General features: G+C 60.1%; 19 protein-coding genes and 1 tRNA gene. 9 read left to right on the forward strand and 11 right to left on the reverse strand.

What is annotated here, in order from left to right:
- Positions 1–4 precede the first annotated feature (4 nt).
- Together CA833_RS09670 and CA833_RS09675 are read right to left on the reverse strand one after the other, a co-directional pair.
- A complete protein-coding gene (locus tag CA833_RS09670; protein ID WP_242526023.1) occupies positions 5–337 on the reverse strand; it encodes a DUF1905 domain-containing protein in 333 nt (110 codons plus the stop codon).
- Positions 334–1263 (reverse strand): peptidylprolyl isomerase, encoded by a 930-nt coding sequence (locus CA833_RS09675; protein ID WP_142635657.1) that lies wholly within the window; start codon positions 1261–1263, stop codon positions 334–336. The genes CA833_RS09670 and CA833_RS09675 overlap by 4 nt, the downstream gene beginning before the upstream one ends.
- Positions 1264–1338: 75 nt before the next feature.
- On the opposite strand from CA833_RS09675, the gene CA833_RS09680 reads away from it, so the two are divergent.
- Both CA833_RS09680 and CA833_RS09685 read left to right on the forward strand, forming a co-directional pair.
- Positions 1339–1429, forward strand: a tRNA-Ser gene (locus CA833_RS09680).
- 448 nt (positions 1430–1877) lie between these two features.
- A complete protein-coding gene (locus CA833_RS09685; RefSeq protein ID WP_207077863.1) occupies positions 1878–3170 on the forward strand; it encodes an integrase arm-type DNA-binding domain-containing protein in 1293 nt (430 codons plus the stop codon).
- 41 nt (positions 3171–3211) lie between these two features.
- Here the strand turns inward: CA833_RS09685 and CA833_RS09690 are convergent, their stop codons facing one another.
- On the reverse strand, positions 3212–3655 hold the full coding sequence (locus tag CA833_RS09690; protein WP_207077864.1) for a very short patch repair endonuclease: 444 nt from the start codon (positions 3653–3655) through the stop codon (positions 3212–3214).
- A gap of 65 nt (positions 3656–3720) precedes the next feature.
- On the opposite strand from CA833_RS09690, the gene CA833_RS09695 reads away from it, so the two are divergent.
- A complete protein-coding gene (locus CA833_RS09695) occupies positions 3721–5250 on the forward strand; it encodes a DNA cytosine methyltransferase (protein WP_207077865.1) in 1530 nt (509 codons plus the stop codon).
- A gap of 17 nt (positions 5251–5267) precedes the next feature.
- Here CA833_RS09695 and CA833_RS09700 read toward each other — a convergent pair whose 3' ends face one another.
- From CA833_RS09700 to CA833_RS09735, 8 genes are all read right to left on the reverse strand, one after another.
- Entirely contained in the window at positions 5268–7325 is a 2058-nt protein-coding gene (locus tag CA833_RS09700; RefSeq protein ID WP_242526378.1) for an AIPR family protein, read from the reverse strand.
- Positions 7322–8341 carry a PD-(D/E)XK motif protein gene (locus CA833_RS09705; protein WP_242526024.1) on the reverse strand — a complete coding sequence of 340 codons (1020 nt, stop codon included), beginning with the start codon at positions 8339–8341 and terminating at the stop codon, positions 7322–7324. Before CA833_RS09705 ends, CA833_RS09700 begins: the two co-directional genes overlap by 4 nt.
- A complete protein-coding gene (locus CA833_RS09710) occupies positions 8292–11051 on the reverse strand; it encodes a Z1 domain-containing protein (RefSeq protein ID WP_207077867.1) in 2760 nt (919 codons plus the stop codon). Before CA833_RS09710 ends, CA833_RS09705 begins: the two co-directional genes overlap by 50 nt.
- A complete protein-coding gene (locus tag CA833_RS09715; RefSeq protein ID WP_242526025.1) occupies positions 11044–12612 on the reverse strand; it encodes an ATP-binding protein in 1569 nt (522 codons plus the stop codon). The genes CA833_RS09710 and CA833_RS09715 overlap by 8 nt, the downstream gene beginning before the upstream one ends.
- A gap of 218 nt (positions 12613–12830) precedes the next feature.
- Positions 12831–13016, reverse strand: a complete 186-nt coding sequence (locus CA833_RS09720) for an AlpA family transcriptional regulator (protein WP_207077868.1) — start codon at positions 13014–13016, stop codon at positions 12831–12833.
- Between the two features lie 81 nt (positions 13017–13097).
- On the reverse strand, positions 13098–13970 hold the full coding sequence (locus CA833_RS09725; protein ID WP_207077869.1) for a hypothetical protein: 873 nt from the start codon (positions 13968–13970) through the stop codon (positions 13098–13100).
- Between the two features lie 49 nt (positions 13971–14019).
- A complete protein-coding gene (locus CA833_RS09730; RefSeq protein WP_207077870.1) occupies positions 14020–14964 on the reverse strand; it encodes a hypothetical protein in 945 nt (314 codons plus the stop codon).
- Positions 14957–15343: a hypothetical protein gene (locus CA833_RS09735; protein WP_207077871.1), complete on the reverse strand. Its 387-nt coding sequence runs from the start codon at positions 15341–15343 to the stop codon at positions 14957–14959. Before CA833_RS09735 ends, CA833_RS09730 begins: the two co-directional genes overlap by 8 nt.
- A 1197-nt stretch (positions 15344–16540) precedes the next feature.
- On the opposite strand from CA833_RS09735, the gene CA833_RS09740 reads away from it, so the two are divergent.
- The 6 genes from CA833_RS09740 to CA833_RS09765 all read left to right on the forward strand — a co-directional run bounded on the left by CA833_RS09740 (position 16541) and on the right by CA833_RS09765 (position 21544).
- Complete coding sequence (locus CA833_RS09740) at positions 16541–16840, forward strand: hypothetical protein (protein WP_207077872.1); 300 nt, start codon at positions 16541–16543, stop codon at positions 16838–16840.
- Positions 16837–19008: an LPD7 domain-containing protein gene (locus CA833_RS09745; protein WP_207077873.1), complete on the forward strand. Its 2172-nt coding sequence runs from the start codon at positions 16837–16839 to the stop codon at positions 19006–19008. Before CA833_RS09740 ends, CA833_RS09745 begins: the two co-directional genes overlap by 4 nt.
- A 131-nt stretch (positions 19009–19139) precedes the next feature.
- Complete coding sequence (locus CA833_RS09750) at positions 19140–19643, forward strand: hypothetical protein (RefSeq protein WP_207077874.1); 504 nt, start codon at positions 19140–19142, stop codon at positions 19641–19643.
- 3 nt (positions 19644–19646) lie between these two features.
- Positions 19647–20198 carry a hypothetical protein gene (locus tag CA833_RS09755; protein ID WP_207077875.1) on the forward strand — a complete coding sequence of 184 codons (552 nt, stop codon included), beginning with the start codon at positions 19647–19649 and terminating at the stop codon, positions 20196–20198.
- Positions 20195–20692: a hypothetical protein gene (locus CA833_RS09760; protein WP_207077876.1), complete on the forward strand. Its 498-nt coding sequence runs from the start codon at positions 20195–20197 to the stop codon at positions 20690–20692. Before CA833_RS09755 ends, CA833_RS09760 begins: the two co-directional genes overlap by 4 nt.
- Positions 20693–20767: 75 nt before the next feature.
- Positions 20768–21544 (forward strand): ribonuclease H-like domain-containing protein, encoded by a 777-nt coding sequence (locus CA833_RS09765; RefSeq protein WP_207077877.1) that lies wholly within the window; start codon positions 20768–20770, stop codon positions 21542–21544.
- The last annotated feature ends 53 nt before the right edge of the window (positions 21545–21597 follow it).

Here is a 21597-nt window from a genome sequence, read left to right on the forward strand (position 1 = left end):
AGGCTCAGTAGGTGAGGGCGACGGTCACTTCGTCGCCTTCGCCCACTCCCTCGGCCTTGCGCACGCTGGCCTTGACCGGCAGCAGCCAGCCGCCGTCGGACTTGCTGGGAAAGACCGAGGTGGCAAAGGTGCTGTCGCCGATCCGCGCCTTGACCTTGAGCGAGCCGAACCCGCGCGAGACGCCCTCCAGCTTGCGCATCAGCGCGGTGCCGGACAATGCCTCGCCCGCCTCGCCGCCAATGGTGAGGAAGTGCCAGGTGCCCCCGTTCGCCCCGCCGGTCCAGCGCCAGAGCGTGCCGGTGTAGGTCAGCTGCTCGCCGCCGATCTCGCCGTTCACATGACTTCCCGGATCGGCACGGGAACGTTGCAGACGTCCACGCCGCCGGCCGGCTGGATATAGAAATCGTCCTTCCGGTTGGCGCGCTTGCCGGCATAGGCGGCGAAGCTCTGGCTCTCGGTCGAGAGGTATTCGTAGCCGGGCAGGCCGGGCACTTCATTGCCCATGCGCACCGAAAGGATCGGCACACGTTCCTGCGCGGTCTTGTAGAAGCCCATGTCACCGGTGCCGCGCGGCAGGGCGGAGAGGTTCTCCATGCCCGAGATCACCCGGCCCACGAGTGCGACATTGCGGTCGAGCTGGCGCGGAGCCTGCCCGTTGACGACGTAAAGCTCGGCGCCGGTGCCGGTATCGGGTGCCATGTTGCGGCCGACGCCGACCATGCCGTAGCAATGGATCGGCCACGATGCCTGTTCGTTGCCGGCGATCGGCCATCCTGCCGAGAAGCCATTGCGAGGGGCATATGCATCGTCACCGCCGTTCGCGTCTTTCGGCAGTCCCCTGGCGGGGGCGACGTATTCACTCTGCGGAACTGGCGCCAGGCCCTTGGGGAGCGGCTTGGCCTTCCCCGGCGTCTCGCCGTCGGGATCGCCCCACTGGACGACGTAGTTGTCCTGCACGCGCACGACCGCGATGCCGTCGTACCAGCGTGCGGCGACCAGCTTGCGGATATTGCCCACCCAGCCTTGCGAGAAGGGTGCCGGCATCAGTTGGATCACCACGCGGCGCGGGTGTCCGGCGGCATCGGCGGCAAGGTCCATGACCAGCAGGTCGGACGGCGCGATTCTCTTCCACTCGGCGGCAGGGGCCTTGGCGACGATATCGGCGGGCGTCTGCGGCGCAGCAGGAGGCGGGGCGCCCTGCGCTGCGGGAATGAAGGCGGTCAAACAGGCGGAAAGCACGGAGGCCAAAAGGATTTTGCGCATTCTTGTGTGATGGCATGCCACGAACGCTTGCGAAAGCCTTTCGCGCACGCTAGGGCGCGCGTCTCCAGTGCATGCGGAGCGGTGGCCGAGTGGTCGAAGGCGCTCGCCTGGAAAGTGAGTATACGTCAAAAGCGTATCGAGGGTTCGAATCCCTCCCGCTCCGCCATTTGCCATCGCCAAGCGATGCCAAATCTTACCAGAAATGCCGATATTCCGGGGTTTTAGCAGCTCATTCCCGCCCAATCACAACCATCGATATCCAACCGATACCACACTATTGGGGGTAAAGGTGGGGGTACGGCTACTCTGATTTGGGGGTATCGACCGTGCCAGCGGCAACATCCCCGTTGTACCCGATTCCAGATGCTGGCCGGTAGAGGTGGCAAGAGCTCTCCCCTTGGTTGTCCAGCCCCGCATCCATAGCGGCGCGAGGCGCTGGATGCGTCGTTTCCGATCGGCAGGCGTCGGTCGCCGCCTTAAGGCAGGCAACCAAATTTCACCAATTAAAGTCAAATGATACTAATGAGATAGGGGGTAATTGAACTCGGCGAAGAGCCGAGCCTAGCTGGTCTGAAGTCTGCGCAATCGCAAGCTTTTGAGGAAAGATCAGTTCAATGTTGACGGACACGCAGTGCAAGAATGCCAAGGGTAAGGAGAAGGCCTACAAGTTGTCGGACGCGGGAGGACTGCACCTCCATGTGTCCCCCGCTGGCCATCGCTCTTGGCGCCACAAATATCGTTATGGCGGCAAGGAGCAGTTGCGCACGCTCGGCTCGTATCCCGATCTGAGCCTGCGTGAGGCACGTGAGCAGCGCGATGCTGACAAGCGCCTGCTCAGGCAGGGCAAGGATCCCATTACGGAAGCGAAGCGGGCGGTGCTCGCTAATCGACTGGCAGCGACCGACACCTTCGAACTGCTTGCCCGGGAATGGCATGCAAAGCAGAAGTCCCGTTGGAAGGCGGTCCATGCCGAGGACGTCATTGAGAGCCTGGAGCGCGACGTGTTCGCTGATCTGGGTGCTCTGCCCGTCACCTCGATCGATACCGCCCAGGTTCAGGCGACGCTGAAGAAGGTTGAGGATCGCGGGGCCATCGAGACCGCGCATCGCCTGTGCCAGCGCATCTCGGCCATCTTCACCTATGGCATCGGCGAAAAGCGTGTCGTGACCGATCCGGCAGCCACCGTCGCGAAGATCCTCAAGGCCAAGCCGCCGACGCGGCGCTGGCCCGCCGAGACGCAGATCAAGAAGGTGCGCGAGGTGCTGAAGATTGTCGAGGATGCCGAGGTGACGCCGGTCGTCAAGCTGGCATCGCGCTTTCTGGCGCTCACCGCGCAGCGACCGGGCATGATTCGCTGGGCTCGCTGGGACGAGATTCATAATTTCGATCCGGAAGCGGAAGAGTCTCCTGACGCACTCTGGATCGTGCCAGCGGCGAAAATGAAGCAGGAGATCTCGCAGCGTCACGACGATGCCTTCGATCATCCGGTCCCGCTTGCGGCGGCGGCTGTTGATGTGCTGCGCGAGGCCTGGAAGTTCAGCTCGGGCAGCGCATATGTGTTCCCGGGCCAGCACTCGATCCAGAAGCCCATGTCCGAAAATGCGCTGAGCTATCTGCATCTGCGCGAAGGTCTGCGCGGCCGCCACGTGCCCCATGGGTGGCGTTCGTCTTTCTCGACCGTTATGAATGAATGGGTAATCGAGCATGGCGGGCCGCGTGATCCCCTGATCATCGATCTCATGCTGGCCCATATCCCCACGGGCATTTCGGCTTCGGAGACGCGCTATAACCGGGCCGGCTATGTCAACCGCCGCCGTTGGCTCGCGACGATCTGGTCGGAAATGCTGCTGGAAGGTGCGAACCCGGTCGGTGACATCGTTCAAGGTCGGCGCCGGCGTAAGGTCTGATGCGGCAAGCTTCGCCTAGCCAGGAAGCTCTGATGGACAGCTTAGGGTGAATGTTTTCCGCTATCATCTGCGGTGTGAATGAAATGCTGTAGAAGATTCTTCAATGGTTCCAGATTTTTAATCTGGCACTCCCAAACAATCAGCACCTTCCATCCCATCGCCTTGAGCGCCGCCACGTTGGCCTCGTCCCTAGCGCGATTGCCCTCGAGTTTAGGTTCCCAGAATTCAATGCGACTCTTCGGCATCCGCGCCAAATTGCAGGATGGATCTGTATGGCGGTGCCAAAAACAGCCATGAACGAAGATGGCCAACCGGCGACGGCGAAACACTATATCGGGTTTTCCCGGTAGTTCGCGGGCATGCAGCCGATAGCGATAACCCATCGCGTGAAGAGCGCGCCGAACAGTCATCTCCGGTTTTGTGTTCTTGCCCCTGATCCCGGACATCATCCGGGAGCGGGTTTCAGCGTCCACAATATCGGCCACTTCAATTTCCCTAGCCACCTGGCGCGGACCTGGTAATAGGCGCCTGAGAAGGAAAAAGTCGACCAATGATCCCGAGTTTCAAGACAGTTGATATTTTTGCTGGGCCCGGCGGCCTTGCGGAGGGCTTTTCATCGCTGCGGGATGCGAGTGGCCGGCGCATTTTTGACATTTCGCTATCGGTGGAGAAGGAAGAATCGGCATTCGCCACGCTCCGGTTACGGGCCTTCACCCGCCAGTTCACCGAGCTGCCGGACAGCTATTTTGATTATATCGCCAAGCGGATTTCGCGGGAGCAGTTGATCGAGAAGCACTCTGATGAGTGGGAAGCTGCTGTTCGCGAAACCGCCATGTTGGAACTGGGCAGTGAAAACGCGCGGGAGTGGTTGACACCTGTCCTTGGGAACATACGCGAAACCGCGCAAGACAGAACCATCCTGATCGGCGGACCTCCTTGCCAAGCGTACTCGCTGGTCGGGCGGGCAAGGAACCGGGGAATCGCCGATTACGACGCTGCTGCGGATCACCGGCATTTCCTGTATCGCGAATACATTCATATCCTTGAGGAGCTTCAACCCGTCGCTTTCGTCATGGAAAACGTGAAGGGCATGCTTTCGGCCAAGGTCGAAGGCGTTGGCATGATCGCGCGTATCATGGACGATCTTAGATCCGCTGGCGGAAAGCCTGACAATTATCATATTCTTCCACTGGTCGCCGATACCCGTGGGAAAATGTCCGGTCACATTGTGCGCGCCGAGGATTTCGGCATTCCGCAGGCTCGGCACCGGGTTATCCTACTGGGCATTCGGACTGATGTTTTTAACCAGTGTGGCTTGCGGGATGGAGAAGTTCCCGCGTTGGCGGCCCGCGCCGTGAGGGCAACGGTCAGGAATGTATTGGAGGGCATGCCCAGGTTACGCAGTGGCCTCAGTCGTACTGTTGATACGACAGATGGCTGGCGCACGGCTGTTTTGGGCGCGTTTCGTGATGCCGCCACCGCGTGCGAAGCGCACACCACAGATCTAGGGGAGGTGACCCGGAAACTGAGGCATCACGCCGGAAAAATGTTGCAGATGGACGAGATGCCTCCCCGGGTAAGCACCGATCCGGCACCGATCCAGGACAATCGGCTCGCCGCATGGCTGGTTGATCCCCGTGTCGGAGCACTTCCCAATCACGAAAGCCGGGGCCACATGGAAGGTGACCTCGCACGATATGCTTTCGCCGCGACCTTTGCCGAGGTTTTCAACCGTTCACCCAAGGCCGACGAGTTCCCCCGGGGCCTTGCTCCCGATCATCGCAACTGGGAGAGCGGTAAATTTGCCGACCGGTTCAGGGTTCAAACCTGGGCCTCCCCCTCCACGACCGTGACCAGCCACATTTCAAAGGATGGCCATTACTTCATCCATCCCGACCCGTTGCAGTGCCGGAGCCTGACAGTGCGCGAGGCCGCCCGGTTGCAGACTTTTCCTGACAACTACTTTTTCGAGGGCAACCGCACCCAGCAGTATGTGCAGGTTGGCAACGCCGTCCCTCCATTGCTTGCCAGGCAAATTGCGGAATTGCTGGCCAAATTGTTGTCCCCCCTCCGTTCCTGAACCCTTGGCTGCCCGGGTCAGGTTTGGGGGTAGAATTGCTCCAGCTTGTCCGCGATCTTCATTGCCTCCACACATTGCCATTCTTGCGGAATCTTCGCCGGAATGGCCGCGCATGCCTGCAGGGTCGCCACCTCCTTGGGACTCAGCTTCTTGATTGACAGCCCGAAGTCGAGAAGCTGGCTCCAATATTCGCCGCCCTGCAGCATCGCCTCGCGTTGAGCCTCCACCGCGCTGCGGGCCTGGCGTTCCTTCCGTACATCACGCTTGATGGCCATGGCTTCAGCGGGGTCGATAAGGGTGTCGACGAAATCCGCTTCATATTCGACCTTACGCTTCGCCAGTTCCGCCCAGCAGGCCTGTTTCTTTGCCCACTCGCTGATGTTGCGCATACCTGCAAGGGGGGTAGCGATAACCTCGTTGGCCATTTCCGCTGCCGCGATAAAAGCACGCTCCAGCACTACTGGGACCCGCTGCAATCGCCAGACCTGATCGAGATCCACCGCCCGCTTCAACTGTTCAGCGTCATGCACAACCTTGGCAAAGGCATAGGTCACGATGTTGGCGCGGTAGCCTTTCACATACCAAGGCTGTGCCGGGACCAGCCGTTCCAGATTCCTGAAAATTATGCCCTTGGCGACCAGCCTGCGGAACCAGATTTCGTCGAAACTTTCACCATCCTTGCCCCATTCCGTTCCAATCACCTTGGCGAAATCGCCAAAGTTTTTCTCCGCGCCAAGGCTCACGATATTCGGCTTGCACCGGTAGGAGTTCTCGAACTTGGCTAGGTCAACCTTCGTAAAGAACTGTTCCTTCGGGAATTGTGCCTCGAATTTTTTCTGTTCAGCCGTTGTGCGCCGAGACTTCTCGTCGGCGTACTGCCCCCGGGCCCTCTCGTAGAACCATTTGGTTTCCCGGTATCTGCTGTCGCCCGCCGGCGACAAAACCCGGCGAGAGAACTCCTGCATGCGGATATGAAAAGGATGGTTCGCAAAGAAATCGGTTGCATTCACCTTGTTCTGGCTATTCGCGAATCTCGAGATGCTTGGAACGACTTCCTCCGGGCTTCCGGGTGGGACAATGGTGAGCTTCATCTGGACAAACACGTCCTTGAGTTGCTCCGGGGCGTTCTTCCTCGCGGCATGGATCGAGGCGGTTGTCTGGCCACCATTCACGATCTGGAAGTTGGCGGCGGACATGAGCAGAAGCCCCTCTCCGAGGTCGGCGATCTCGACGCTGTCCGCCGTCGCCGAAAGGCCATTGTTGTAGGAAAAGAACATCTCTGGCTCTTTGCGGATGGTGTCCCGCATGCCCTGATTAACCTTGCCTCTCGCCTGAAGGAAAGTTCGGACATTGGCCTCGAGCAGGCGCGCGCCCCACTTGTCGTAGATTGCCGCAAGCTGGTTTCCCGGCACCACGGCTAGATAGCTGTCGAGCGGTGCGCCCTCGAACGAGGCTTTCAGCACGGGGATGGGTTCCCCGAAGTCCTCGGCGAAGTCGATTACCAGATCTTCGCGCGTCTGCCCGGAGGATACGAAGCGCTGGAGGCGCGATAAATCCCAGACGTTCGAGGTGACCGGGATTTCCCCAAAGGAGCCAATAGGCTGCGCATCGGTGCGCGCCTTGTTGATCCGGTTGGTTACCAGGATTAGCTTGATCTTGCTGACCTGTTTCCATGCCCTGGCAACAAGGTCGGCCACGACAAATCCGTTGCTTGTCTGTTCGAGACGCTCCCTGAAATCCCGCTTGTTCGCCGCTATCACGAAATCCGCGAGGCGCCGCAGCTGGCGTTTGATGCCTGCCGCATCGATGGATTGCGGTTCGTCGGATAGCACAAAGTCGCAGATGACCAGACTGAGGACCCCTTCGTCATCCCCGGGATCCCACCCATAAGCGTCCACCTGAATTTTTTTTCCGGAAAATTCTCCGCTGAAATAGCCTTGGGCAAGCGAACTTGCCTCGCCGGCCTCGTCAAGGATGTCGATCACCCTTTCCATGAAGGCGTCGGTGGTGATCAGGCCTTCCGCATCCGCCCCACCCTGGATTTCGGCGATGAACTCGCGGTGGAATTCCTTCATTTCGTCCACGAACCGGCCTCCTGCCCAATCAGTTGATCCACCACGACCGCGTCAACAGCGTAAGGGGCACAAGCATCGAGCCCGATACTGTATCTGACGCCGCTCACGCCCGTCGGCACCGGCGGCGTCACGCGTGGAAAGTTATCCCTTACCTCGTGGAAAAGGCTTTCACCGATCACCCAACGACGCTCGGAGTAATCGTCAGCGAAATCGAAGCCGGTCTCGGCGATAGCCTCTTCCCAGAGGTCATATGCCCCCGGCTCCGATACAGAGAACAGGCGCTCCAGCTCCATGACATGGTCCGTCAGGGTTTGCCCATGGGGTTTCACAACAGCATCGACCGGGCTGACAACCAAGAACAGCCGGCATCCGGGCACGTCGGCCAGCTGATCCTCGGAAGAGATCTGCACATGGGGTTTTGATGCGCCGCGCCGCGCCTTGACCTCGACCAGACAGCCTCCGAGTTCGAAGTCCTTGGATGAGCCGGATGGCCCCTTCCATGCCTCGATTGCGGCCCGGGGGCCAATGAGGTCGATCAGGTGACCGAGAAAATGCAACTCGCCAATGAGCCCGCGCTGTTCCTCAAGCGAGAGTAGCCCCAACCTCCCGCCACGCAGGAGATGATGCCAGCGCATGGTTCTCCGGATCGCCCGCTGCAGGGCATCCACATTGTCAATTGCCGCCTCGCCGGCCAAGACAATGTCGGCACACAGACTGGCGAAGAGTTCCTTTTGCTCGGCATCCCGGAGCAGGAGCACCAGTGACCGCTTCCCCGAGACCTCGCGGTAGCCGAGATCAAGATTGCGCATTCGGGGCAGCGGTCGCACCTCATCGGTGCCATCGGCCAGCCGCAGCAGCAGGCCGGGCTCGGAATTCGCCGATGCCACCCAGAAGAAATCTTGCTTCCCTGCCGGATCGACACGCCGAGCATCTATCCCACCGGGGCCAAGGCCCTGCCAAGGATCGTCACTCACCCTCATCATACCCGCCTTGGTCATCGTCATCGTCAGCGTCACCAAACAGCTCACGAAGCTTGGTGGTGTTCAAAATGTATTCGACCTTCTGGTCTGGTCGCGCGGATTTAGGAAAACTGATGCCCCAGCCAACGACAGGATCAATGGGCAGCATTGCCCTCTTGGCGTCGTCATATTTCTCGTCGTCCTTAATTCGGATATTGTAAAATAACAGAAGCGGGCGCTGACGCCGAGCACGGTAAACGTGGTCCGGATAGTTAGGCTCTTTACCCGCAGGCGGTGACTCGCCGTTCAGGAAATCCTTTCTCGCCAGATCAATCTGATCTTTGGTGAGACCTGCCATTTCCATGCCGCGCGAAGCAACGCGCGCGCTGGCTCCGCTGACGGAAAGGATGCCCTTCGGAAGGTCATCACCGCCAATCGTACGATGGACAGGAACCAGCCTCCATCCGCCAATTTCCTCCGGCGGCTTTTCGGCGGTGGGGTTGAGAGAGGTAATAAGAACATCCCATTCTTTTAACTCATCGGAGCGCCGATCACCGATATAACGCCGAATGGGGTCGATAGTGCTTTGCGGCGAGTCGGGATGATTCTGGAAATCGCGCAGGAAATTATCGATAACGCCGACCGGAACTTTCAGCAGCAGCTTGCCACCCGAAACGGGTGCCGCGTACTCCTCGCCAAAACCTGCTTCTTCCAGGGCCGCAAAGAAGCGACGGCGTGCCTGCCGGTTGTGGGCGATGTTGGCGAGCCCCAGCCTCGTGGTTTCCACAAAACTGTTTGAAAGCCCTACCTGAACATGTTTCTCGCCGGAGCCCATCTTGTTCCGGGCTGTGACCATCAGGGCGCTTGGGTGGCTTCTGACCGCCAGGCCAAACTGCATCGGGGTGGCATTGGCCTGTTCCATGCGCTTCAGTTCAAGCTGAAGCTCTTCAGTCGCTTCGGCGATATGGGCATACCAGGACGCGGCTTCCTCCGGCATCCAGACCCGGCACAGATCCTCATAATCCGCGCGGTATCCGAACCACCGGCCCATCTGCATCAGTGTGTCGTACATCATCGAGTTGCGCAGAAAGTAGGATACCGTCAGCCCCTCCAGCGTGAGGCCGCGTGATAGCGAAAAGCCGCCAACGGCAATGACGGTGATCCCGTTCTCACCCGCCGAATCGTAATCAAGGCTACCAGGCGAATCCCTGTTGACCGAGATCACTGTCGCGGAGGCCACTGCCGGCAAAAGGGCTTCACGTATTGCCGACCAGTCTGGCCAAGCGTTGCTGTATTCCCTGGCCCAACAGTCGCGCAGGGCCGCGATCACCGGGTTGTGATCGGCGTCCGGGCGGGCGCCGTTGACCCGCACCGCGTCCTCGATAATCCTCAACTGCTCGATCAGGCGGTTCCTCAGAAGGTTCTGGACGCCCGTGAACCGGGAGGCGTTTACCAGCATTGAGGCGTGCTGCGCCTTTTGCCCCCTTAGATTGCGTATGGTCCGGGCAACTATGAAGGCCCGGAGCGCCTCAACCATGCTTTCGGGAAGTTCAGTCACGGGATGACTGATCTTGTGCTTCACGGGCAGCAGATCGCCATTGTCGGTGATGTAACGCAGATGCACGGGATCCCCGTCTTCCCCGTCCGGCACGCCGTCGAGAAAGACCTTCCTTGCCCCGAAATAGTTGCTGGGAGAATCAAGGCCGATGATGAAATGGCGTGGAAACAGGTCCTGCTTGTAAACATCATCATCAGAATCCGGGTCGATAAAGATGTTGGCAAACGGGGTCGCGGTGTACCCAACGTAGCAACTCCGTCGGAACAACCCGAGAAGATCACGGATTTGTCCGTTAATTCTCGAAATTTCTTCCTTGCCGTACTTGATGTTGATGGAAGCGTTGTCAGCCTCGTCGTCAATCAGAAGCATCGGCTGGTCAACCATCTCGGAATAGCGCCCCGCACTATGTTCCCGCAGCCAGTCAACCAGGTTCGTGAGTGTGCTGGAATTCTTTTTGATCACCAGCACCACCGGCTCCTTGTAGGAAGCGATTTGACTGGTGTTGGTGGTCGCTGTGGCCTTGTTGAAATCCCTGAGGGTTGTGGTCAGGCTGACCGGAACGCGCCGGTCGTCGAACGTCCCGACGCCGATGATCTTTGGCTTGTCTCGGGTGTCGCGCTGTTCGAGGCGACCGGTGTCGCGCCCGACAAAGCCTTCGTCGATGCGTGCCTGGGTCTGATTCCGTAGATTGTTGTGAATACCCGCGATCACAACAATCAGCCTGTAACCTGCATCGGCGGCCTTGCAGACGAGACCCGTGTAGTTTGCGGTCTTCCCGCTTTGAACGTGGCCAACGACCATGCCCTTGCGGTCCCAGGGATTGGTGTCGTGGGGATTGCCCATGCGGTCCAGAATGCGGTCGGTCACCTCGTCGGTGGATATGATCACATCCCGGGGGAGGCGCTTTTTCTGGAGCAGGTCACGGTAGCGCTTCCAGTAATAGGGCGTGATTCTCCCTTCCGCCTTTGCGTCGTTCAGCCATGGCACCCATTCGGCATCGGAGACTACCGCGCCGACCCCCATGCTGATGCCAATCCGCTCCTCGATCTGGCGCGCGAGCAGTTCTGCCTGTTCATCGGTCACGTCGGCGAACATCGGTGACACACGCATCATCGCAATGGTCTCGCGGATGCTCTCTTCGGTCGGGCGCTCTTGGCTCGCCACAAGCTGGGAAACTACCCCATCAAGTTTGTCGAGGGCGTCAGACAATTCCCGTCTCCCGTTCAATGATCGTGTCAATTAGAGGCTTCGCGATGGCCCATGCCGAATGGAAGGGCTCGACCTGCCGCAGAATATCCGGAATGCGGTCGCGGTCGGTGCCTTGGGCCAGCAGCCTTGGCACCATGGCCTCCGACATTTGCCGAACAGCCTCCACGTCCGCCTCGTCGATAGTGATTTCCTCGGGGCACCCCGCAAAGTCGGCATGCAGCGCCGGGATCGGAATAGTGGATCCGATCAAGCCGATCAGGCTGGCGAAGTCGGCCTGCAATTCCACAGGAAGCCGCGCCGAGAAATCGGCGAACACCGGATGGGCAGGGTCCGGGCTGTAGATAATGGCGCCATCCTTCTGAACCCGCTGCCAAACGGGCATGTACTCCGTGTTGACCAGCTTCTGGCCACGCCCCCGGTAGGTCCGCTTCGAAGTCTGGGTCAGGCGTTCGACGAGCAGGCGCATCCTTTCGCGCACGGCGAATGGGAGCTGTGCGGACGCCTTCTTGACGTCAATTTTCCAGTCGGCATCCATGGTATTGGGGATATCGACCCTGATGCGGCACAACTTGGTCAACTCGGTCTGGCGGGCAAGGCCCAGCCAGCTCCCCGCGATGATCAGGCGACGACCGCGATACACGTAAAAGCCCTGAGTTCTAAGATGCCCTTCTGGCCCCCCAAGGTCTTCCCAGTCGATCTTGGAAATGGATTTGTGATGGGGAAGCGTGAAGCACTGGAATTCCACGGCACCGTTACCCAGTTCCAGCCGGTCAGGCCGATCACTCTGGTGGGATGGGAAGCGGGTGCCGAATGGATCAATGGGCTCCAGTTCGCGCCCATTCAGCAAGATGGCTAGCCCCGGCTGGCCCTCTGTCATGAAGCGGTGGAACACGAGACGGATGTGGCGCTCCGCGCTCGCAATTGCCCGGTTCAGATACTCGGCGCGTTTGCGCGGCTGATTATCGAGGCCGCCGGATAGGCGGTCCAGCGAACGCCAGATAACAAGGGTGCCGTTTTCGGGGAGGCGGTCGGCCCAGGGGATCGAGCCGGGGTCGGAATGAATACCCACCTCCCACCTGTTGGTGATTGCGACCTCATCCAGATCCCATGTCGCTGCAGCGAAAACCCCATCTTTGCGGGACGCAACGGTGAGTCTCTTGCATTGTGAGAAGCTGGCGCTTTTCAAGCCCAGCCCAAAGCGACCCAAGTCGTGGCCAAGCCTTTCGGCAAGTGGGTTCTTGCTGCCCGGGCGCATGGCCTCAACAAGCTCGGTCAAGGTCATCCCCGCCCCGTCATCGAGAACGGCTAATGCGGGATCATCCCCATCCAACTCTGAAAGTATCTCGATTGTATGCGCGCCGGCCGTAATCGAGTTGTCCATAATGTCGGCCAGAGCGGTTTCGCAGGAGTAGCCAATATCCCGCAAACTCTGGATGAGCGAGGATGCGTGTGGCGTTGCGTCGGCGGTACTTTCGCCCTGTTGGGATATCATCGGATATTTTTCATTGGAATGATCACTGTAACCTAGCGGAATCAGCTGGCGGGCGGAATTTCTCAACATTCCCTGCTATGCTTGCAACTGGTTAAAAGTTATTATTCACAATTATTTCGTTGCCCGCCGCAGTGGCAACGGCGAAAGCCATTCCTAAAATTGTTTCCGGTTGGAAAAGCGTTGTGCCCAGCCGGTGCGATGGTAAAGCAGTGGCTTCGCCAAAGATGTTAAGGCCGCCCCCGAATATCATTCGGGAGCGGCTTCGGTGGAAGGTCTGTTCGATCTGATCAGCGGGCGCGGCGACAGCTCATCACCCAGCCGATCACCTCCTCCTCGATCCACAGCTTGCGCCCGCCGATGACATAAGGCGCGGGAAAGCCGGGCAGTTTGGTGTAGCGAGCAGCGCTCGAGCCGCTACAGCCGAGAATGAATGTGAGCTGCTTAAGTGAGATGAACTTCGGTATATTCGACATAGATTTCCCCCTCTTTGAGGAGGCCATTCTGGTCGGCGTCGGCCTGTCCTATAACCGGCAATATAAATTCTGGAGCGGGGCTCAGGCTTTCATCTGTTCAAGGATGGATCGAACCGTGCCGCTCGATGGCTGAACGTATCGATTGCGATCGATATCGTAAACAGACCCGAATTCACCGTAAACCCGGGCCACGAACCTCATGAATGGTGAGGGGTGGCCATCACCATCCTCCCTCGCCGCAGGCTTGGAGCCAAGGATATGCTGGTAAATCATGGCGAGTTCGCGGATGAAGGCATCCCGCTCATGATCTGCCCGCTTACCTTTGGCCATCGCGCTGAGCCCGGATTGGCGGATTTCGGTAGTGATCTGCTCGTGATTCTTCAGGATTGCATCAGCTTCATCATACAACGCAGAGCATGAAAGCCCATGCGACCACTGACCTCCAGCAAATGCATTGTCGATCGGTCCAGGGATCGTCTGAAGAATGAAGTCCGGTTCGCTTACGAAGGGTATCCAGCGCTCATGGAGCGCTTGCGCCATGTGGTGTAGTGCGCGGCCCCGCATCTGCTCATAGTACCCAGTTTCTCGCCCATGTCTCGCGGCTTGATCTGTGAGTTCGTCGGCGGCGAGGGTGATGCTCTTCGCGGCATCACGAATCTGCCGGACGAGGTTCAGATATGCGGTGTCTTCTGGACGTTGGTGGGCGCTTTCGATCGAGAGCATGAAGGCCATGCAAGCTGAAGCCAGTTCGCCATGACCTTGAGCGTCGACAAGATAGGCAGCGGCTACTGTCATCTCAGCCTCAACATCCGAACCCTTTCGCCCGGGTGCGCCAGCATTGAACGCGGCCATGGCGAAGTCGCGCTTGAAGATCTCCCTGGCTGCTACCGGATCGACGATCTTCTTGCGCAGTTCAAAGGCAGTCGGAGCGAGGGTCAAGTGCTTGGAAGGCATACATACTCATCTTGGTTGGGCCGCTTGACTGTACCGACGAAGATATGAATCAGCAGTTGAGCGGCGAATCCTTTTTCATCCAAGCGGCGTGGGCATGGCGATACTCTTCGGCCGCAGCCAGCAACACTGAGGGATCCATATCGCCCGCGACCAGTGCCTGATGCGCTTCCGCCAACCGGGCATTGCGGGCGAGGCGGTCGTCAGACGCATCGGCAAGGCGGCTGATCTTGCGCAGGACCGGGCGCCCGCCGGCTGCGGCAGCTTGAAGGACGGAAAGACCAGACGGGTCGAGCAGCGAAGCGGCCGCAAGCTGGCGTGCGAAGCGATAGATCCGCGCCGCCATCATTTTGGTCGCCAGCCCGTAACCCGGCAGCGGTTCAGCGATCACAGTGCTGAGCGGGGCCTTTGTCAGCAGCCGGACAGCCTGAATGCCACCAGCCAGATGATCGAGCTTCAGCTGGCGTTCCGACCGATCGGCGATGTCGGCCGGGAACGCACCGGACGAGTCCTGATCGTTGCGCAGGATCATGATCTCGGCGATGCGGCCATAGGTCGAGATCATCTGCTGGATGAACCGCGAGGTGGGGGCATTGGTCGACACGATGCAGTAAATGACGATTTTCGCCCCCTCATCGTGGAGCATGCGCCAAACCGAGCCAAGGAAATTGAGGATGGGCAGATCCGTGCTCATCAACCCGGCGCCCAAATCGAAAATCAGCGGGCCGTTACCCGCTGCATGCCGACGAACCCAGCCGGGAGCATCCTCGGGGCCGCTCGTCCAATTGAGCCCGACCACATGCTCCTTTCCGATACGGCGGGTCAGCCCGCGATTGCCGTCATCGACATCGATGAGGATCGGCCGAGTGCCGGTGAGCGACAGCGCGGCCTCCAGCACATCGGCTGTCTCCGTTTTGCCGGCCCCGCCCTTTGGCGTCGAAGTGATATGAACGATGCGCGAAGGCGCGCCATCACCGGTGAGCAACTGATCAGTCATCACCATTGTCCACCCAGCGTTCCCCGAACAAGGTACCATCGGCTTCGGAGGCTTTCGGCGCCACGGCAGGCGTTTTGTACGCCTGCGGGGTCTTCGACTTGATGGGGGCTTTCGTGACCGGCTTTCGGCGCGGCATCGCCAAGCCCTTCTCCGCGCAAATCCGGCGGAACGCGCTTTCGACCGATTCTTCCTTGATCTCGCCATCGCCCCCGAGGGCAAGCGCGATGGTGGACCACGTCATACCGCGCTGTCGCGCGGACATGATCTGCTCAAAGCGGTCATCGACCTTGCCAATCACCGTGGTGATCGGACGCTCCTGCTGAATTGGTGCGGCCAAACGACGATCCGCCTCCCGCCGCCATTTGTCGATTTCGTTCATATGCTTTCCCCTTCGCTTTGGGGTAGCCACCACTCCAAGGGGATGAAAAGACCCCCTAATCCAATTGGTTGGGTTTGAGTGGATTTGGTTCATTTGGATGAATTTGGTGATCTGGCTCGTTGACCGACGGCGGTGATGCAGATCACCTCCTTCTCATGTCCGGTCTTTTGTCAGCTTGCCACCATCTCTCCCGAATGCCAGGCCGACGGTCGTGGCAATGGGAAGTCCGTCGGGAAAATGTAGACTCCCGTGCCTCGATCGCTGCTCGGTGCCAGATTGTCCTGAAAGCGAGTGCATGCACCGTATCCGCATCAGTCGTCATCGGATCTCCGCTGCTCGCTTGGCAATGCGAGGGCAGCGTTCGCGGGCGTGGCGGTGAAGTCGATATGGCGGCTGCGTTGCCGCCCCTTCGCTCGCCGGACGCAGGTTCGCCAGCACCTCTGTCTGCCGCGCAGCTGCCAGTACTTTCGGTGCCCAGCCACATCCCGGCTGAATGCGCTTGTGCAATCTGTGGCGGCGGCGATATGCACCATCAGCCAGCCGATCGATGGACGGCTGAGCAAAGTCCTCATGCCGCCCGCCTGCACGCCAAAAGAGGCCTTGCCGTAGCCGCGAACTTGGCGGCTAACCGGCATGGCGGCGAAGCGCGACGGCTGGTTTCATGGACCGTAGCGGGAAGTTCTGTCTGCATCAGCATGGCCGGACGTTTGGCGTGCTGTCCGGCGGATGCATGGCGCGTTTCGTGGCTGGCAGCTGAAGCGCCAGATGCCCGAGCCGGCGCCAGTTCCGCTGGCGCCCCTTTGGCGGCATTGCTGGCAGAAGCGGAAACGGATTGGAACGCTGACCCGTATGGGCCCAGTGCCGCCGATAGTGGCGGGTTGATGCATCACCTCCTGCATAATGAGTGCCCGGCATCTTGCCGCGCAGAAGTACCCCTCGCTCCCGGCACATCGCAGGCCGACGTGGCGGGGCTCCGCCGGTTCGGGCGGACCACGCCGCCAAAGGCGGATTGGTGGCGAGCTGCCGGACAATACGCCGACATCATCGACACCAGCATGGCGGGCACAGAGGCGGTCGCTGCGCCGACCGCGTGGCGGACGGTCTGCCGACAAAATTGGAGGAAAAAGGTGAGCAGGATGGGGGCTGTAACCAACCCAAGCGCTCGGCGGTGGACCTTCTCGCGCTCAAGGGGGAAATATGAGCAGTAAACAGACAGCCGACACGCGGGTGTCGATCACCATCCATGTCACGCCCTCTGAAGCATGTCGCCTTGAAACTGCGGCGGCAAGGGCGGGTCAGACGCGCAGCGGCTGGGTGCGCTCACGCGCCTTGGGCCAACCCGAGGATGAGGCTCCCGTAATGGCCTGCCTCGCGCAACTGCTGCGCCTCCATCATCGTCTCGATGACGATCATCAACTCGATGCCGGGTTGCGCGGCGAGCTTATCGCACTGTTTCGGGTGCTGACCGAAGCAGCACGCGCCGAGGTGTCGAAATGATCGTCAAGCTTATCAAGGTTGCCAGGCAGGCGGGGGTGCCAACCAAGCTGCGCGATGATGTGTTTGCGCTCACCAGATATGTGGTCGATGCCGATCCCTGGGCCCTCGCCATGGTCGACGAGGGCCGGGTGCGATCACTGACCGAATATCTCCATCATGCGCAGGAATTCGGGGTCGAGCCCGGTGAGAAGGCCGGGCATGTGGGCAAGCGCAATCTGGTCGGTGAAACGCTGCGAGAGCAGCAGATTGAGATGCTGGCCACGGCTTCGGCCGCGCCGCGCGTCGAATATCCTATGGTCCATATCATCGTGAGCTGGCGGACTGGTGAGGTGCCCACGCCGGCACAAGTCGATGAAGCCGTCGACATCATGCTCACCACCGCCGGTCTGGATCGCAGCGCAGCGCTTTATGCTGAGCATGTCAACACCGCTTCCCGCCATGTCCATATCGCCGCCCTGCGAATCGACAGGGCCACGGGCGCGGCCGCAGGCAGCGAATGGCTCATCGACGATTTGCATCAGGCGCTCTCTATCATCGAGGAGCGTCAGGGTTGGTCGGCAGAGCCCAATGCTCTTTATTATGCTCGCGGCGGCGCTGTGTTCGATGCCAAGGCGCAACGCGTCGAAGACAGTTTGGACGGGAGCAAGCGACGGGTGCCCGGAACTGAGGTAATGATTCGCGACGCCGCTGGCCAGCGTGTCCGGGTCCGCGACAGAAACGCCATCACGCCCGCCATGCTGAACAAGCGGGAAGGGATTCTCGAAGCATTGGCGGCCAGCACCAACTGGGCTGAGTTCCACGCACGCCTTCATAAGATCGGCGTTTCTTATGAAGGCAAGGGGAGCGGAGCCCGCATCCATATCGGCGAGCAGTCGGAAAAGGCGTCTCAGGTGGCGCGTACCTTGTCGCTCTCAACGCTCCAGGCGAAATGGGGGGGCTTCGAGCCAAATGAAACTGTCCGGGATGATGCGTTCGAAAAGTACCGCGCAGCTCATAAGGCTCAACTGGCTCGCCTCCGGGCCGATCGCACCGCAGCGGTCGCTTCGATCCGTGCATGGGCCACTACCACGATCAAGGCTCTGCCGCGCGGAGGATCGACCCTGGTCAATGCCGCCGTTCTGGCGGAACGAGACGCGGCCATCCGCCAGCTCGAAGAAGTCTTCAAGGCCGCCATCAAGCGGTGCACCGACGCTCGCTTCACCCAGGCGGACGCTTGGAAGGGGGCTGGTTCCCCCAATCTTCCCGAGATAGTATCCCCCAGTCTGCTGCTGCCGGTTGCCACGGGCTATGAGGCAGAATGGCAGGCTCCCGCCCATCTTCGCGCCGAGCCGGACGAATGGCGGACACGGTATTTTGATGCCGATGACCGGCTGGTTCTCACCGATCATGGCAACATCATCGTCGTCAATCAGCCCGGCATGCCGGATGCGATCGACGCCGCGCTGCTGATGGCATCGCAGCGATGGGGCCGCGTAAGGGTGCGAGGGTCGGAGGCGTTCCTGCGGAGATGCGCCGAGCGCGGCGCGGTCTTGGGCCTGTCGCTGGTCGGTCCGGAAGGTTTGCCTTTGATAGCTGTTTCGACCACCACCCCGATGCCGGACGTTGTGACGGAGCCCAAGAATGCTGAAACTTTGCCGCTGCCCGCTCAGCAGATCGATCCCGTTCGGCAGGCGACGATCGACCGTCTGCTTTCCGATCTAGCCGAAATGGGAGCGATCCCGGTCCGCCGTGCCGCCGATGGGCATCTACAGGTGGAATATGAAGACGATCGCTTTGCTCCTCGGCCGGAGTTGCGCATGGCCTCGCTGTTCGACGAGGATCCTCAGATCCAGGCATTCCTCCGCCACCAGCGCGAATCCATGATCGGTGCTGTCGAGCGCCATCTTGCCAGCTGGGAGGTTGCACCCGACAAAGATGCCGTGCTGAAATCTCTGGCCGGGCGCAAGGATCGCCTGGCCCGGGCCGCCTTCCTGGCCTTCGACGATCCGGATTTTGCAGCGATGCTGGAGAGAATCGAACTGTCCCGACTGGAGCGGGAGCGCCGGATTGCTTTGGACGTCAAGCAAGGTCACGAGCGCATCATCCAACCGGAACCCAAGCGTAGAGAGGCCGAGATTGAAGCGGAAATGCCTATCCATATGCCTGGTAGGGGTGGGATTGCCGACTGAACCACGAACTGAACGTCGCCATTCAACCGCAAAGGACAAAATATCAGGTTTCAGGAAGGGAGTTTGGCTCTGCCTCACGGATGAAAAATTCGGGGGAGTGGGGTCGGTCACCCTCCCTAGGAAACGAAGTCATGCATACCACAGTTCCTGCGCCATATGCCGCGCCCTGCGTCGATGGTGTTGCCGCCAGCGCTTGCTCGCCCGGTCACATCATCAATCATGTCATCCGCCCGCTTCTCGACCGCATGGCTGGTGGTCCAACAGCTGACAACATCCTGGTCGAATCTGGAACCCGCTTCGAAATCGACAGCCGCTGGCTATTCGATCGGCTGACTGGCCAGACCGGGCATGACAAGATCCACGTCTGGATCGACTTCGAGGCTTTGCCCCAACTTGTCCTCGATTGCGGTTTCAGCCTGGCATGGATGACCACGTGGGAATGCTCTTATCGGTTTTGGGCCCGGCACGACGGTGCGCTCATCCTAATCCCGCTCGATCCCCAGGTCAGGCGGCATGTCACGATCGAGGACGGCCATCTGATGATCGCTGACTGGTCAGCTTATACCACGCCCGCAGAGCGCGCCGCCGGCTTTAGCCGCGCAGATGCTGTGCTGGCCGGCCTGATGGGGAACTGATCAATGCTGGACTATGCACCGGACCGCACGAAGCTCCCCTCCACCATCGATATCGGGCATGGCGTGATCCAGGCCGAATATCTCAACCGGGCGAATAACGTTGCGGCCGCAATCAACCGGCGGATTGATCCGCACGCGCGCGGGGAACCGACGTGCTATGCGTACAAGGTTCTTCTGCCGCCGAACGCGCCGGATGCCCTCGACGACCATCATGCGCTTTGCGCTCGATTCGAAGCCCAGATGATCCCGGCCCAAGTCGACCTGATGTCCGTCACCACCTTTCGGCACCCGCACGAGGTGCCCCACCATCTGGCGTGGCGCCGCACGCTGGCCTTTATCGGCGAGAAGTGTGTCGATCACTTTCATGTGGCAGGGATCGCGATCCAGCATGTTCCAGGCCTCGCTTCAAGAGACAGCAAGCCGCATATCCATTTTCTGGCTTTCGCCAGAATTCTGCGCGGATCGACCTTTGGGTCCTTCTCGCCACTCGTGAAGCCTGGTGCGAAAGCGCTGGTCGGCAAGGAATGGGCGGCCTGGTTGAAGGTGCATCCATGAGCGGCGGAGATCGAATCGAGGTCGCCGCACGCTATCTGGCGGCACAGGGTGAGGTCGAGATCCGCCGCATTCGTGCGATCCTGGAGCGGGCCCAGCATCTTCTGGATGCGGGAGACCTGTCTGCAGCGCAGATCACGGCGCTGAGACGCCCGGCCCCCTATGCTTGGGAAAAGCCGCAGCTCTTTCCCATCGAGCGCGAGGTCAATGTCTATCAGGCCGTCGCAGAGGATCATGCCACCGGCCAAGGACATGACCTCTATTATCATGCCAGCTTCGCCCGCAGCGTGGAAGAATGTCGCCGTCACTTCGCCACCGCCGTGGGGCCGCACCTTGCCAATGCGGCGATCATCGGTTGCGGCCATGATGCTGACATCCGGCATGCGGACCTGTTCATGTCGCTGGCCCTGCGCGAGTTCCTGGAATGTGGTGCCGATCCCGATCGGCGCCCGACTGTGCTGCGTTACGACGCCCACCTCCACTTCAATGCCAGTTGATCTCGCGATGACGGCCGGCTGCCGGGTGGAAGGCGGCAAGGCAATGAGGGGGAAGGCAGCAGGCTAACCGCAGGCATGAAAAAATCGGCGGTCGGCCCGCCCGCCAAGAAAGGACATAATGTGAAGACGATTACCCTCGATGTCGAAACCGTGCTCGACGAGGAAGCGGCAGAGCGTTGCCATTACCGCAAAAATCCCGACGAGTTCGCGCCATGGATACTCCATAAGCCGGTCTGCGTGTCTATGCTGACCGTTGAACGCACCGATTGGGATCGCGTGGCATTCTCGATCCATTCCGTGACGCGGGGCGATGCCTCCGAACGCGGCATGATCGATGAGGTCGAGCAATATCTGAGCGATGCGGATCAGATCATTACCTTCAACGGGCACGGCTTCGACGCCCCGGTGCTCCGCGCCCGGGCAGCCGTGAACGAGATCGAGGCGCCCACGATCCTGCAGATGGGGCTTCGGTCCCGCCTCAACTTCCATCTTGATCTGCTCGACGTGGTTACATCGAGTGGATCGGCTCCCAGGATCAAGCTGGCTGAGCTTTGCGCACCATTCCGCATTCCGGTGAAGCTTCAGGCCGGCGGCGATGGCGTTGCCGATCTGGCGGCGGTCAACGATTGGCAAGGTATCCGGCACTATTGTCAAACCGACGTTGTCTCGACCTGGATCGCGTCGCAGATGTGGCTGTCCGCCAAGGATGCCGAGTTCGGGCGCACGCGGTGGTCAATGCTGGCGGACTGGGTGCTGGAAGAACAGCCTCGCCTTGCCCATTTGCTGCCTTATGTCTCGCTTCCGTCAGCTCGCCGGCTTGGCCCGTGGGATGATATGGATATCAGGCTTTAATGATCAAAGCATGAGGTTGGACATCACTGGATCCGATTGGGGCAAGGCAAGGT

Source organism: Novosphingobium sp. KA1, assembly GCF_017309955.1.
Lineage (GTDB): Bacteria > Pseudomonadota > Alphaproteobacteria > Sphingomonadales > Sphingomonadaceae > Novosphingobium.

Bases quoted from the DNA above. Each gene is read 5' to 3' on its own strand.
- CA833_RS09675 (WP_142635657.1), bottom strand. From the start codon at position 1,263: ATGCGCAAAATCCTTTTGGCCTCCGTGCTTTCCGCCTGTTTGACCGCC.
- CA833_RS09685 (WP_207077863.1), top strand. From the start codon at position 1,878: ATGTTGACGGACACGCAGTGCAAGAATGCCAAGGGTAAGGAGAAGGCC.
- CA833_RS09695 (WP_207077865.1), top strand. From the start codon at position 3,721: ATGATCCCGAGTTTCAAGACAGTTGATATTTTTGCTGGGCCCGGCGGC.
- CA833_RS09700 (WP_242526378.1), bottom strand. From the start codon at position 7,325: ATGAAGGAATTCCACCGCGAGTTCATCGCCGAAATCCAGGGTGGGGCG.
- CA833_RS09715 (WP_242526025.1), bottom strand. From the start codon at position 12,612: ATGTTGAGAAATTCCGCCCGCCAGCTGATTCCGCTAGGTTACAGTGAT.
- CA833_RS09720 (WP_207077868.1), bottom strand. From the start codon at position 13,016: ATGTCGAATATACCGAAGTTCATCTCACTTAAGCAGCTCACATTCATT.
- CA833_RS09725 (WP_207077869.1), bottom strand. From the start codon at position 13,970: ATGCCTTCCAAGCACTTGACCCTCGCTCCGACTGCCTTTGAACTGCGC.
- CA833_RS09730 (WP_207077870.1), bottom strand. From the start codon at position 14,964: ATGACTGATCAGTTGCTCACCGGTGATGGCGCGCCTTCGCGCATCGTT.
- CA833_RS09735 (WP_207077871.1), bottom strand. From the start codon at position 15,343: ATGAACGAAATCGACAAATGGCGGCGGGAGGCGGATCGTCGTTTGGCC.
- CA833_RS09740 (WP_207077872.1), top strand. From the start codon at position 16,541: ATGAGCAGTAAACAGACAGCCGACACGCGGGTGTCGATCACCATCCAT.
- CA833_RS09745 (WP_207077873.1), top strand. From the start codon at position 16,837: ATGATCGTCAAGCTTATCAAGGTTGCCAGGCAGGCGGGGGTGCCAACC.
- CA833_RS09750 (WP_207077874.1), top strand. From the start codon at position 19,140: ATGCATACCACAGTTCCTGCGCCATATGCCGCGCCCTGCGTCGATGGT.
- CA833_RS09755 (WP_207077875.1), top strand. From the start codon at position 19,647: ATGCTGGACTATGCACCGGACCGCACGAAGCTCCCCTCCACCATCGAT.
- CA833_RS09760 (WP_207077876.1), top strand. From the start codon at position 20,195: ATGAGCGGCGGAGATCGAATCGAGGTCGCCGCACGCTATCTGGCGGCA.
- CA833_RS09765 (WP_207077877.1), top strand. From the start codon at position 20,768: ATGAAAAAATCGGCGGTCGGCCCGCCCGCCAAGAAAGGACATAATGTG.